Consider the following 13,161-nt stretch of genomic DNA (forward strand, 5'->3'; position numbering starts at 1 on the left):
TGACCCAGTTGTTTATCGTTTCTTAATGCAATGCCAAACTGCTTTAGATTCCTTTCAAAAGGTATATCCATATAATGCGCGATAAGCGAATATTAAAAGACGACAACAAAATAATCGTGGTAGCTATCCACGGAATAATCCGTAAATCGAAGGTGGCCTCAAAAAAGAATGTTCCAATGATATATACCGCTATCGCCTGTGCAATTCCCAAAGCATAACTTACATACATCGCCCCGAAGAAAAATCCCGGTTCTTTCTCAAAAGTATAACCGCAACACGAACAACTTTTGTTCATCCTTGGTTTTCTAAAATTGAAATAGATATTCTTCTCCCTGTAGATATGCCCCTTACTACAGTTAGGACATTTATTGTTTAATATTTTCTGTATCATCGCTTTAGATTTTAATTGGTTTTTGCTTCTACGAAATAGAAGTCTTTTAATTTATGGGTTCCATAGCGCATTGCTACATTATCATTGGCCATCAACGTCAGAAAGAACTCGATCGGGCCATACGTTTCAACAGAAGTGAAGCTACGTACCGACCAAAGGGTAAAACGCCTTACCCAATCGGGCAAATACCAGATATTTGGGACCCTGCCCAGAGCATCAAAAGCGAGTTCCGCAATCTCGTTTTGCGTAAGTACATCCGGCCCACCTACAGCACATTCATGGGTAGGGTCATCAATCATATCCAAGATGATTTCCGCCAAATCAGCTCCATGTATGGGATTCATCAATTGCTTTCCATTTCCAAATAGGAATACACGTCCTTTTCCCGCCATTTGAAGAAAGTCCCTCATATCGGAGAAAAATCCGTTCGGCCTGATTACTGTGTATTCAAGCCCTGAGGTTTTCAACTCATCCACAAAGGCTTCTTTAGCCTCAAAAATCTTTAAGTCCCGGTGCTTATCGCCATTAATGGCAGACACGTAAATGAATTTTCGCACACCTGCTCTTTGCGCTTCACGCAACAGATTTAAATTGGCTTGATAATCTACATCCATATAAGTGAACCCGTCTTTTTGGCGTGTGATGCCTATGGTAGATATCACTGTATCAATTCCTTCACAACTTTTTGAAAGCGTATTAGGTTCGGTCACCGTAGCTTCCATAATTTCTATGCTAGAAGACTCATATTGTTCCAATTTGCCTCTCTTTCGTGTAAGCAGTCTTGCCGGGAGCCCCTTGGCCATTATAATCTGCACAATATGATTTCCCAAGTATCCAGTGGCTCCTGCAATAAGGATGCATTTATGATTTACTTCTCGTAACATCACGATTTTTTTTCTTTGATTAATTATTTTGCAAATACTCCTGAACACCTTCTTTTATGAGTTGCAGTACGGCTTCCCATTTAGGGGCGTTCTCAGAAAAAGTAGCGTCCATATTGGCAATGACAAAGAAACCTGAACTACCGTCCGCCCTTATTTCCATATGGCTGGACACCCCCAAACTATTCCCGCCATGAACCCAGCTATTTCCTTTTTTGTACCAATACAAACCATGGTTTTCGGCAAAGCTGTTAGGGACGATACCGGCATTGAGTTGCGGCGTAAACAATAGTTTATAGAAGGCCGTTCCAAAGAGCGTATTGGATTGCCCTTTAATACCTTTGGTCATATCCAAAAGGTAATTGGCCAAATCATCATTCGTAGTGTGTATACTTCCTTCTGGATAGCCATGATTTCCATAAAATGGCAGCGGTGTATTCTTATCCAAATAAGGAATGGCCCATTCTTGTTGATTCACCTCTGTCACATTAAAAGTGGAGTTGTTCATTTGCAAGGGCAACAAAATATGTGTCGCTACATAGGTGGCAAAATCCTCTCCCGTAGCGGATTCAATAACAAAGCCCATCAGGGAGGTTGCTACGTTGGAATACGACCAAACTTCACCTGGTGCTATGGCTATGAAGTTGGAATCCCCATATAATACTCCATCTTCTAAAAAATATTCTCCCAAATAGTCATCAAGGGGAATAGGTTCCATTGCTTCGAGTCCTAAAGATCCTGTTAAGATATGGGCCCCGACGGTACTCATATCCTGATCGGGCAATACAAAATAGTTGGCCTGAAGGTAAGTACTTTGGTCATCTATTATACCCGAGGTATGGGTCACCAAATGTCGCACACGAATTATAGCATCTGGGTTTTCAAGATTTACAATTTCCACGGGCAGCACGGCATTGATAGGTGTATCTAAAGAGAAGTGACCCTGTTCAATGGCTTTGGCAGTGGCAGCTCCTACAAAAGATTTGCTTAAGGAAGCAATATTAATAACCGTTTGGTTATTAAAACTTCGTTCTGCTTCAATATTTTCAAAACCAAAGGAAGTCTTGTAATCAATAGTATTTTCTGTTACTATGCTTATAGCAAAACCAGGGATTTCTTGGGTTTCAATGACTTCTTCAAGGTATATGGTTAAATCTTCCTTCGTTTGAATTCCTGTAGGCGTTGGCGCAATGGTAGTTTGATTATCATCGTTTGAGCATGATGTTGTAACTGATAGTAGGATTGCCAATACGGTTGCTGGGATAAATCTGATTATTTTTGTCATAATTGTTCCATTTTTACTCCGCATCCTTGCGAAGTAGGTTGATAAATTTTTTGATGGTACAAAGATGATATGGAAAGAAAAGGCAATCGTTCTGAAATGAAAATCAGAACCTATACGGTGAGAATCAGAACTTTTTAACCCCTGATAAAGTGACAAAAACTATGGAAACTTTCTTAGGTATTGTCCCTTAACCATTGCTTTGGCGTCATTCCTGCTATTTTTTTAAAGTAGGTATTGAATACCGTTTTAGAGTTAAATCCACTTTCGTAGGCCAATCCCAGTAGGGTTAAATGGCTATTTTCTGGAAGCAAGGCTATCTTTTGAAAATGTTTCAAGCGTCTTCCGTTGACAAGCGTAGTAAAGTTGGTTTGAAGATCATCATTGATAAATTTAGATAAGCGATTGGGGTGAATGACCAATTCTTCCGCTAAAGAACGAAGGGATAAATCGGACCGAAGAAAAACTTGCTCGTCACCCAAGCTTTGTTCCAGTGCATTTTTTAAGGCATCGGATTCTTTTTGGGTAAAGGAGGGTGCACTATCCGTTTTTGATGCTTCACCAGAGAAGCTTGTTGTTTGGATTCCTTTAAAAATCGTTTTTTTTAATGATTTAAAAACTTTGGTGCCTCGTAAAGGCACTAAAAAGGGATCAAATTGAAAATTAATGATTTGCCCGATACGTCCTTCAACCATTTTCTCCAAGTGTTCCAGTGCAGTATCCGTTTTTTGACAATGTACCAAATAATAGAAATCCCAATACACCATCAAGTTCAAATTTTCTGACACCAACGTTTTATCGTACACTGGAATTTCTTGATGGTGAATGGCTCCATAGATGGCCTTGACGATCGTTACAAAATGATCATTTAAGAAGGATTTGGCATAGGTTAGCATGGCATCTCTCTCCTCCAAAAACAGTAAACAAGCTACTTTTAGATGTCTACTCAATGTAAAACTACTATCGAGCTTGAGGGAATTTTCAAAGCTGGTCAAAGCAGTTCGATAATCACCCTGTAAGTAATGAATATTTCCTTTGGTGTAATAATGATTGGGCGATAATGGATTGATCTTTAAAATTTGTTCCGTTTGCTTCAATGCCATATCAAAAAACCCTGTAGCGGTAAACAATTCTGCAAGGGCCTCCATACCTTCAGAGAAATGCGGGTTTATTTTGAAGCAACTTTGGAGGTCCTGATATCCTTCTTCAAACTGCCAATTGCCCCAAAAATGTATCGTAGCCTTTGCAAAATATCCCGTATAGGAATTTGGATTCATGGCCAAGCCTTTGTCCAGATACTGGCTGGCTTTTTTTAGTCCATCCTCTCTATCCATATGTCCCCAACTCGCATTAATGGCATAGCACCAACCAATAGCAATAATAGGATCAGCATAAGAGGCATCAAAGTCCGCCGCTTTTTGATAAAAGCCAATCGCCTTTTCAAGATTCGGCAGATTCCAAGTCAATTGAAAATACCTTCCTTTGAGATAAAGCTGATATGCGGTTAAATTCTGTGTTTGTATGTTCGATAAAGATTCGTCTATCTCAATATGTCCAAAATTCTCACGGATTTTGTCTGCGATCAAAAGGCTGATTTCATCTTGAAGGGCAAAGACATCATCCAATTCTCTATCGAACTTTTCGGACCAAAGCAGAAAACCCGTATCGGTTCGTGTAAGTTGAGCAGAAATACGAATTCTTTCTTTCGCAATACGAATACTTCCTTCCACAGCATTGGTCACACCTAGTTCATTGCCAATGATCCGTATGTCCGTTGCTTTGTTTTTGAACATAAATGAGGAGGTGCGGGCAGTGACTTTGAGTCCTTTAATCTTGCTAAGCGCATTGATTATTTCTTCGGTAATACCATCAGAAAAATAATCGTAACCTAAATCTCCGCTCAAGTTTTTGAACGGTAAAACGACAATGGATTTGTCTATAGATGATATATTAGTATGCGATAAATTCAACTGTTAAGAACACAACTATAAATTTATAAAAGTGTAAAGAAAGTTGAACATTTTCAAGAAGAATTTTAAATTCTTCCTTAAAGATATGTTACCCTCTAGCCGATAAAACTAGATTACTTTTCGTAGCGATAGCATCTAAGGGCTAGGATAATAAAATTCTGTAGAAGTCACAGAGTATAGGTCAAACCCTTCTCCAAGAAAAGAGAATAGTTCAAACATAGTTATGTTCATTAAAGGCTATTTCAAAATCATGTGGCTTTTTCCGCCTGGATTTGGGAAATCAAGTTTTTTAATAGATCCTCCACTGGAGGTTTTTCGTAAACACCATCCATTCCAGAGTTTTTGGACCGCTGGTGTACCTCATCATTGATGAATCCCGTTAAACCAAAAATAGGGATATCCAAGCCTTTGTTTCGCATTTCTTTGGCCAGATCATATCCACTGATTCCAGGCATATGGATGTCCGTAAAGACCAGATCGGGAGCTATAGTCTCTACTTGATCTAAAAGCGTGGCACCATCTTCCAATAGGATAAGGTTTCCCTTGATCTTACTAAATACCACCTCTATAATGGTTCTCATAAGGATATCGTCATCTACCACGACGATATTTAGGTCTTCTTCATTATCTGCATCTTTATAAACCTCATGGCTCTCTTGTGTGCTATCCGCAAGTTCCAAGCTTTTAATGGGCAGTTTTATGGTGAAGCAAGACCCCACACCTTCTTTACTCGTCACTGTAATTTGGGCATTATGGGCCTCCACTATTTTTTTGACGATCATCAGTCCAAGTCCGGTACTTTTTTCACCGGCGGTGGATTTCACGGATTTTTTGGAAAAGGGGTCAAAAATATGTTCTATTTCATCTTGGGGAATCCCCTGCCCTTCATCTTGAAGGGACATCATGAGATAGTCATCTTCTATGGCCGCAGATAAATGGATGGAGGTGTTTTGGTGTGAAAACTTTACCGCATTGGTGATTAGATTATTGAGTACTTGATTGATCTTATTCTTATCCAAAGCAGTCTTAAGATGACCAACATTGATGTTCCCCAAAAGCTTGATGTTCTTTTTGGTCGCAAAAACCTGATTGAACCTGAGGTTCGTATTCAGAAAATGACCGACATCTACCATTTCTTCGCTCAGCTCCACATGATCCAATTCCATTTTACTGATATCCAAGAAATCATTGACCAAATGTTGGGCAAACTTGGCAGAAACCGCGATACTCTCCAATTCCTGGATTCTCACAGGGTCTTCCAAGGTCGGTTTTAACGCTGTCAACAAGGATTTGGAGTAAAATTCGATAATGGCCAAAGGGTTTCTAATATCGTGCGCCGCCATGCCCAAAAACTTGTTTTTGAGTTGGTTTAGGTCATTCAATTCTTGGTTTTTAACCTCCAAGGCCCTTTTTTGTTGGTATAGGGTAACAAAAATATCCACTTTTGCACTTACAATATTTGGATCTAGAGGTTTATAGAGATAGTCTACGGCACCTTCCGAATACCCTTTAATGACATATTGTTTCTCCTTATTGATGGCTGTTGCGAATATGACGGGAACCTGTTGGTTTTCTTTTTTAGATCTAAAAATTTCCACAAACTCAAAGCCGTTCATTTCTGGCATTTGCACATCGGTAATCACCAGGGCAAACCTATGGATTCTGGCCAATTTCAAGGCTTCATTTCCACTCGTGGCCGAAATAATTTCTCGATCTTCATTTTCAATGATCTGTTCTAGGGAATACAGATTTTCCACCAAGTCGTCTACGATAAGAATTTTGGCTTTTTCCATTTTAAAAATATTTGGCTACTGTGTTATACATATGATGTGCAGGGACAATATCGTCCACTTCTTGTAATGCCTCAATGGCTGCACTGGGCATGGCTTTGGCAAAAGCGTCTATCGGATTTTGGACAATGACCAACCCCCCTCTTTTCCGTACCCATTTAACCCCCTCCGCGCCATCGGAATTTGCTCCGCTGACAACAACGGCAATCAAACGTTCGCACAGATTATAGGAGAAAGACTCCAATGAAACATTGGCCGAAGGCCTAGAGAACATCACTTTGGCACTTAGATCAAGACTCAGGGTCATATTATTTTCTAGAAGGCAATGATAGCCCGCTGGAACAAGGTATACGGTACCCTTTTCCAATGGGGCACCGTGTTCTACCGTGATCACCTTCGCTCTTATTTTTTTATTCAAATAGCTCGATAGATAATCCTTGACACTTACTTTTCTGTGCAGGACCACCACCACGGCCACTTTGGCCATCTCCTCGAACGGATAAAGGAAATGTTCCAGCACATCGATTCCACCGGATGAACCGCAAAAAAGAACCACTTTAAAATCTTCTTGCATCCTATTTTTTTCTATAGATCTTGAGTTTCCCATTGACGACTTCCAATTCGTTTAAAACAGGCGAAAAAATCGCACTTTCTTTTGCCCCCAACACTAAATATCCCCGCGGCATTAGACTATCTACAAACAAGCGCAGGATCTTGTTCTGCTGTTCCGTATCCAAATAGATAAAAACATTGCGGCACATGATCATATGCATTTGGTTGAACGATGATCCATTGACCAGGTTATGTCTGGTAAACACCATATTCTTGCCCAATTCCTTGTTCATTTTCACCTTTCCATAATTGACCACATAATAGTCGGATAGGGATTCCCCACCCCCCGCTTTTATATAGTTGGTGGAATATTCTTTCATGTCCTTGAGGTCAAAAATTCCTTTTTTGGCCCTATCGATCACCTCAGAATTGATATCTGTACAATATTGGATGGACCGCGCCAATAATTTTTGTTCTTTCAATAAAATAGCCAGACTAAGGGGCTCTTCTCCCGTGGAGCATCCGGCATGCCAAATATTGATCCGAGGATAGGTTTCCAAAACATGAAATACCTCCTCCTTCAAAAATTTAAATACCTCAACATCCCGGAACATTTCTGTGGTATTCACGGAGATTTCATTTACCAGCTCCTCATCACTTAAACTTTGATTGGCCAGGACATATTTAAATGCGGTAAAGGAATCACAGTCTCTGATTTTCATGAGCCGCAGTAATCTTCTTCGCAGGGATTCTTGGGCATAGCCTGAAAAATCGATACCATAGAGCTTGTGGGTGATCCGTACAAAATCATCCAGTTCTTCCTTTGTAATTTCCAAGAGTACTTCCATCAGTTATATAGCCATACTTTTAATAGTGAAATCAGTTTTTCTACATCCAAGGGTTTGGACATATAATCATTTACCCCGGCCTCTAGGCACTTTTCCCGATCTCCTTTCATGGCTTTGGCGGTCAGTGCAATTATGGGTAATTTTTCATAACCCAGCTCTCTGATTTTTTTGGTGGCCTCATAACCGTCCATGACGGGCATCATGATATCCATCAAAACCGCATCGAACTCCCCATTTTCAACTTCTTCCACTGCTTCAGCTCCATTGGTGGCCACGGTAACCTGTACTTCCTCAGCTTCTAAAATCGTCTCCAAGGCGTAGATGTTCCGCATATCGTCATCCACAATCAAGATGCGTTTGCCTTTGATGATATCTTCAGACGTAAACTCCTTGGGCGGTAGCACCGGATATTCTGTTTGGGTGGAGTTGAGCATGTTCAAAAAGAGTTCGGTTTCTTCCGAAAGTCGCTCATACGATTTATTCGTCTTCAAGACCACCGAAGTATCCTTATGCCGTTGAATTTTTTTGAGTTCCGCTTTGGTCAATTCACGTCCGGTAAAAACGATCACGGGAACCTCCTTTTTTTGCGTTTTAAGCTCTCCTAATAATTCTATTCCATCAATGTCCGGTAATCCAAGGTCGAGCACTACCAAATCGGGATGTTCGTTTTTAAACAATTTTCGGGCATCTTTTGCATTTTTGGCGGCTACGGCCTGGAGGTCCTTGCTTTTGACCATTTCCTGCAATGCTTGATTATTGGATTCATCATCTTCTATGATCAATACCTTTTTCATATCCGTATCTTCCATTGCTTTGGAAATGGTGGAAAAAGTATTCTCAAGGGTATCTATGGAAATCGGTTTCACCAAATATTCCACCGCTCCCATCTGAAGACCTAATTTTGTCTTGTCCATTCCAGACATAATATGGACAGGGATATGTGCAAGATCTTCATGGGCCTTGAGTCTTTTAAGCACGGTCCAACCATCCATTACCGGAAGTTGCATATCCAAAATAATGGCCTTGGGGAGATAATGTTCAGCATGTTCCAAGGCCGTGTCTCCTTGATTTGCGACCAGTACCTTGAAACCATTTTCTCGGGCTTGATCCAATAGTATTTTTGCAAATTGCAAATCATCTTCAACCACTAAAATTACCGTATCACCTTCGGAAAGTTGATCACGATCATCTGCTATTACGGCTTCAAGGTGTTTGTTCCGTATGGGTTTATTGGTTTCGGAAGCTATTGTCATTTCCTTTGTTTCCGATGCTTCTATTGGAGGTTCCACTGCTGTATGGCCGGTCTCCTTTTCCGTTTGCTGTTGTACAAATTCGGAGCCATCAAAAGGAAGGAATACAGTGAAGGTAGATCCCGTTCCCAGCTCACTTTCCACAGCGATTTCCCCGCCCAACAATCGAACCAGTTCTTTAGAGATGCTTAAGCCAAGGCCGGTTCCCCCATATTTCCGTTGTGTAGTGCCATCTTCTTGTACAAAAGCCTCAAAAATGGAACTTAGTTTATCCGCTGCAATACCAATACCCGTATCGCTTACCGAGATTTGAAGTACGCTTTCATACTTCAACAGGCGAGGATCGACAAATTTTGGGAGGGTCTTGGTATTTTTGAAGGTTAAGCGCACCGTACCTTGTTGTTCTGTGAACTTAAAGGCATTGCTCAATAAATTTTTGACCACTTGATTCAAGCGCTGATCATCCATAATAAAAGTGGAGGGAAGGTTTTCATCAAAATGGAGTTCAAAGTTCACCTTTTTATCTTCTGCGATGGCTACGAACCTCTTTTTACTTTCTTCTGCATAGGCACGCAGTTCGTGCGTTTCCATTTCCAACTCTATTTTTCCCGATTCTACTTTCGCCAAATCCAATACTTCATTGATCAGACTTAGCAGGTCTTCTCCTGATTTATTGATAATCTGGGCAAACTCCACCTGTTTTTCGGTCAGATTACTGCTTTTATTTCCCTGCAAAAGTTTTGAAAGAATAATCACGCTATTGAGCGGCGTGCGCAATTCGTGGGACATATTGGCCAAAAACTCGGATTTGTACTTTCCGCTTTTTTCCAATTCTTCGGTTTTGATCAACAAGGCTGCTTGTGCTTGTTCCAAGGCCGTATTTTTCTCTACCATGTTCAAATGTTGTTCCTCAAGTTGCTGGGCTTTTTCCTCTAATAGCACATTGGTCTTTTCCAATTCTTCCTGTTGTTGTCGCAACTCCTCCTCCGAAGCCTGTAACTGGTTGGCCTGCCTGGTCAGTTCTTCATTGCTCACTCGAAGTTCTTCTTCCTGAGCTTCTACAACTTCCTTCTGTCTTTGTACCTCAAACTGAAATGTTTTCTGTTCTGTAATGTCCACAGCTATCTTTAGAATTTTATAGACCTTTCCATTGGTATCAAATATGGGATTGTACGATCCTTGGATCCATATCTTTTTTCGCTCCTTGTCTCTCCGTTCAAATTCTCCTTGTTTAAATTCCCCATTTTTCAGCTCTTCCCAGAATTTTTCATATTCTGGGGTTTCGGAATATTTCTTTCCTACAAAGAGTTTATGCTGCTTTCCTTGAATTTCTTCCAAAGTGTATCCCATAAGGTCCAGGAAAATAGCATTGGCAGTGAGCACGATGCCATTCATATCGAACTCTACGGCGGCATTGGAACGGTTAATGGCGTTGATTTGATTGTTTACTTCAACGGATAATTTCTCTGTTTCTAGCTGTTGTAACTTCTGCCGGGTAATATCAACAGCTACCTTAAGAATCTTATACGCTTTTCCACAGGGAGCAAATATGGGATTGTATGATCCTTGGATCCAAACAGCCTTTCCATCCTTGTCCCTACGCTCAAATTCCCCTTGTTTGAAATCCCCGTTTTTAAGCTCCTCCCAGAATTCTTTATATTCTTGAGATCTGGAATAGTTGCTCCCTACAAACATTTTATGATGCTTTCCTTGAATTTCTTCCAAACGGTATCCCATGAGGTCAAGGAAAATATCATTTGCCGTAAGCACTGTCCCATCCATATCCAACTCAATGGCTGCATTGGAACGGTTAATGGCCATCATTTGATTGTTTACCTCAATGGAAAGCTCTTCGATCTTGGTGCGTTCCACCGCACTTTTAACGATGATTCCTATGGAGGAGAATATCTCTTGAATGAACTCATGTTGCGTGGGATCAAAGCCCGTGATCGTGCCAAATTCCATCACTCCAATAACTTTTTTGTTGTGTTTGAAGGGAATAAGTACCATTTCCTTCGGAGCGGTTTCACCCGAACTAGAGGTAATGGACAAATAGTTTTCTGGAATCTCCTTTAAGGTGATAATTTCCCCATCCAACGCGCATTGTCCCAAGAGTCCTTCCCCCAATGCTATGGTCCCCGGTAAATTCTTGTTGTTTTTTAGGGCATAGCTCCCATATAATTTTAAGTCGTTAGAGGTTTCGTCAAAAAGATGTTCGCTCAAATAAAAGGTACCTACGGATGCTTTGAGCAATTTGCTAATGGTTTTGCTTAAAATCGTGGTCAGTTCGCCAATGTCTTGAACGCCTTTGACGGAATCATACACTTGAGATACTGCCGTTTTTATCCAATTCTGTTTTTCAATTTCTTCTTGTTGTTGAATTTCTTCTGTAAGATCTCTAAAAACTCCAGTAAATATGATAGTATCGTTTACATGGACTTCCGTTATGGACAAGAGTGCAGGGAACAGGGTCCCATCTTTTCTGAGACAACTTACTTTTTGATTCTTACGGCTAAGTTGAATATTTTCCAGCGCTTCATTGGAAGCATTGGATTCGCTGGACAATAGCATCTCTATATTTTTTCCCTTGATCTCCTGGTACGGATATTGAAAAAGATTTTCAGCGGTCCTATTGTATGAGGAGATGGTCCAATCTGCTTTTAAGGTGATGATGCCATCGGAAGCGTCTTTAAGGATGGCTTTGTTTTTCGCATCGTTTTGTAAAAGGCGCTTTCCTGCCCAAAACATTTTTCTAATACTTTTATAGGCAAAGGTTCCGGTAATGAGAATAGCTGCTAGAATAACAGCGGCCACTATCCAAGTGGATGGCGTGAATTCACCTTGCCCCAACCATAAGATTAGGATCGATAAAAGCGTGAATGTAGATAGGCAAGTGCCCACAATCAAAGCCACTGATTGTTTCAGCCTTTTTTGAGAAGAAATTGTTTTGTGCATGGAATACGTATTTATCGCTATTATTTTTTTCGTTTCTCATAGGTGTTCCGTAATCCAATGAAATTTTTATTAGGTTAAAAACTTTATTTTATGTCAGTTTTTACTTACAACGTAAAATATGACATAATGGTATATCTGCAATGATTGTTTTATGAATTCCTTTTACAAAAAGAGAAGACACTGATTGGCTGGCAATCCAAATATAGCATCTGATAGCATCAGGTTAAAAGTTTCATATTTTAACATTTGGAGTATTGGAAATATAGATATTACCTCCATTAAACTTTATTCCTTACAAAGAGGCTAAAAATATGCTTCTAAATCCGAACAGTTCCGTTTCCGAAACCGCCTATAACTTAGGGTTCGAATATCCGCAATACTTCTCTCGTTTATTTAAAAAGAAGACCGGAATGAGCCCTAAAGCCTATAGAGAAGCCCATTTTAACTAAGGGCATCTAAGGGAACAAACCTCATGGTACCATAGCAGATATCTCTGTGTTTGAACCCTTTTCTACTATGTATTGATAGCCTATTGATTTCCCTTTGTTTTTATGAGCTAGATCTTAAACGACACCATACCGCAATCCATGGGGAATACCTGTCCTGAAAAAGAAGCTGCCTTTTCAGACATTAAAAATTGGGCGGTAGCGGCCACTTCCTTAGGACTCAAGAAGCGTTTTAAGGGGTGGCGTTGGGTGATGTTTTCAATCATTTTTTCATTGCGTAACAATTTGGCGGCCAGGGAGGTATCCGTTACCGTAGGGGCAATGGCGTTGACCCTTATGGTAGGTGCCAATTCAGCGCCCAAGGACTTTACCAAACCTTCAACAGCTGATTTTGAAGTAGCCACACTGGCATGAAAAGGCATGCCCAAGGCGGATGCTACCGTACTAAAGAGTAAAATGGCCGGGTTGGTCCCTTTCTTAAGCTGTGGCAAATATTGCTGAATGGCCTTAACAGCACCCATAACATTAATTTCAAAATCGGCCCGGAAATCCTCCATGCTCAACCTGGAAATTGGTTTTAAATTAATACTTCCGGGACAATAGATCAGTCCGTCCAATTCATCAATTTCGGGCAAATCATCGCTCAAAATATCACAGGAATAATGAGTGACATGGGCAGGGATTCTTTCGGGTTCCGTTCTACTGATATTAAAAATCTGATCGGTATCGGACAATAGTTCCAGAATGGCATTACCTATACCTTTACTTCCTCCAATGATGGCTATTTTTCTCATGA

General features: G+C 40.5%; 10 protein-coding genes. 1 reads left to right on the forward strand and 9 read right to left on the reverse strand.

Annotated features, from left to right (window positions below):
* Nucleotides 1-43: 43 nt before the first annotated feature.
* The 8 genes from ACEXOE_RS01105 to ACEXOE_RS01140 all read right to left on the reverse strand — a co-directional run bounded on the left by ACEXOE_RS01105 (nucleotide 44) and on the right by ACEXOE_RS01140 (nucleotide 11,919).
* Nucleotides 44-391 (reverse strand): DUF983 domain-containing protein, encoded by a 348-nt coding sequence (locus ACEXOE_RS01105; protein ID WP_394746876.1) that lies wholly within the window; start codon nucleotides 389-391, stop codon nucleotides 44-46.
* A gap of 11 nt (nucleotides 392-402) precedes the next feature.
* On the reverse strand, nucleotides 403-1,275 hold the full coding sequence (locus ACEXOE_RS01110; RefSeq protein WP_394746877.1) for an SDR family oxidoreductase: 873 nt from the start codon (nucleotides 1,273-1,275) through the stop codon (nucleotides 403-405).
* A 19-nt stretch (nucleotides 1,276-1,294) separates the two neighbouring features.
* The gene (locus ACEXOE_RS01115) at nucleotides 1,295-2,557 is read right to left on the reverse strand and encodes a serine hydrolase domain-containing protein (RefSeq protein ID WP_394746878.1); all 1,263 of its coding nucleotides are present in this window, start codon (nucleotides 2,555-2,557) and stop codon (nucleotides 1,295-1,297) included.
* A gap of 173 nt (nucleotides 2,558-2,730) precedes the next feature.
* Entirely contained in the window at nucleotides 2,731-4,458 is a 1,728-nt protein-coding gene (locus ACEXOE_RS01120; RefSeq protein ID WP_394746879.1) for a helix-turn-helix domain-containing protein, read from the reverse strand.
* Between the two features lie 314 nt (nucleotides 4,459-4,772).
* A complete protein-coding gene (locus ACEXOE_RS01125; RefSeq protein WP_394746880.1) occupies nucleotides 4,773-6,317 on the reverse strand; it encodes a hybrid sensor histidine kinase/response regulator in 1,545 nt (514 codons plus the stop codon).
* Nucleotide 6,318: 1 nt separating this feature from the next.
* Nucleotides 6,319-6,888, reverse strand: a complete 570-nt coding sequence (locus tag ACEXOE_RS01130; protein WP_394746881.1) for a chemotaxis protein CheB — start codon at nucleotides 6,886-6,888, stop codon at nucleotides 6,319-6,321.
* 1 nt (nucleotide 6,889) lies between these two features.
* A complete protein-coding gene (locus tag ACEXOE_RS01135) occupies nucleotides 6,890-7,714 on the reverse strand; it encodes a CheR family methyltransferase (protein ID WP_394746882.1) in 825 nt (274 codons plus the stop codon).
* Nucleotides 7,714-11,919 carry a response regulator gene (locus ACEXOE_RS01140; protein ID WP_394746883.1) on the reverse strand — a complete coding sequence of 1,402 codons (4,206 nt, stop codon included), beginning with the start codon at nucleotides 11,917-11,919 and terminating at the stop codon, nucleotides 7,714-7,716. The genes ACEXOE_RS01135 and ACEXOE_RS01140 overlap by 1 nt, the downstream gene beginning before the upstream one ends.
* A gap of 287 nt (nucleotides 11,920-12,206) precedes the next feature.
* On the opposite strand from ACEXOE_RS01140, the gene ACEXOE_RS01145 reads away from it, so the two are divergent.
* A complete protein-coding gene (locus ACEXOE_RS01145; RefSeq protein WP_394748483.1) occupies nucleotides 12,207-12,368 on the forward strand; it encodes a helix-turn-helix domain-containing protein in 162 nt (53 codons plus the stop codon).
* Nucleotides 12,369-12,475: 107 nt separating this feature from the next.
* Here ACEXOE_RS01145 and ACEXOE_RS01150 read toward each other — a convergent pair whose 3' ends face one another.
* Complete coding sequence (locus ACEXOE_RS01150) at nucleotides 12,476-13,159, reverse strand: SDR family NAD(P)-dependent oxidoreductase (RefSeq protein WP_394746884.1); 684 nt, start codon at nucleotides 13,157-13,159, stop codon at nucleotides 12,476-12,478.
* Nucleotides 13,160-13,161: the final 2 nt, after the last annotated feature.

This window comes from Spongiimicrobium salis, from assembly GCF_043678055.1.
Taxonomy (GTDB): domain Bacteria; phylum Bacteroidota; class Bacteroidia; order Flavobacteriales; family Flavobacteriaceae; genus Spongiimicrobium; species Spongiimicrobium salis.

Coding starts and splice junctions, on each gene's coding strand:
- ACEXOE_RS01125 (WP_394746880.1), bottom strand. CDS start 6,317: ATGGAAAAAGCCAAAATTCTTATCGTAGACGACTTGGTGGAAAATCTG.
- ACEXOE_RS01130 (WP_394746881.1), bottom strand. CDS start 6,888: ATGCAAGAAGATTTTAAAGTGGTTCTTTTTTGCGGTTCATCCGGTGGA.
- ACEXOE_RS01115 (WP_394746878.1), bottom strand. CDS start 2,557: ATGACAAAAATAATCAGATTTATCCCAGCAACCGTATTGGCAATCCTA.
- ACEXOE_RS01105 (WP_394746876.1), bottom strand. CDS start 391: ATGATACAGAAAATATTAAACAATAAATGTCCTAACTGTAGTAAGGGG.
- ACEXOE_RS01150 (WP_394746884.1), bottom strand. CDS start 13,159: ATGAGAAAAATAGCCATCATTGGAGGAAGTAAAGGTATAGGTAATGCC.
- ACEXOE_RS01135 (WP_394746882.1), bottom strand. CDS start 7,714: ATGGAAGTACTCTTGGAAATTACAAAGGAAGAACTGGATGATTTTGTA.
- ACEXOE_RS01110 (WP_394746877.1), bottom strand. CDS start 1,275: ATGTTACGAGAAGTAAATCATAAATGCATCCTTATTGCAGGAGCCACT.
- ACEXOE_RS01140 (WP_394746883.1), bottom strand. CDS start 11,919: ATGCACAAAACAATTTCTTCTCAAAAAAGGCTGAAACAATCAGTGGCT.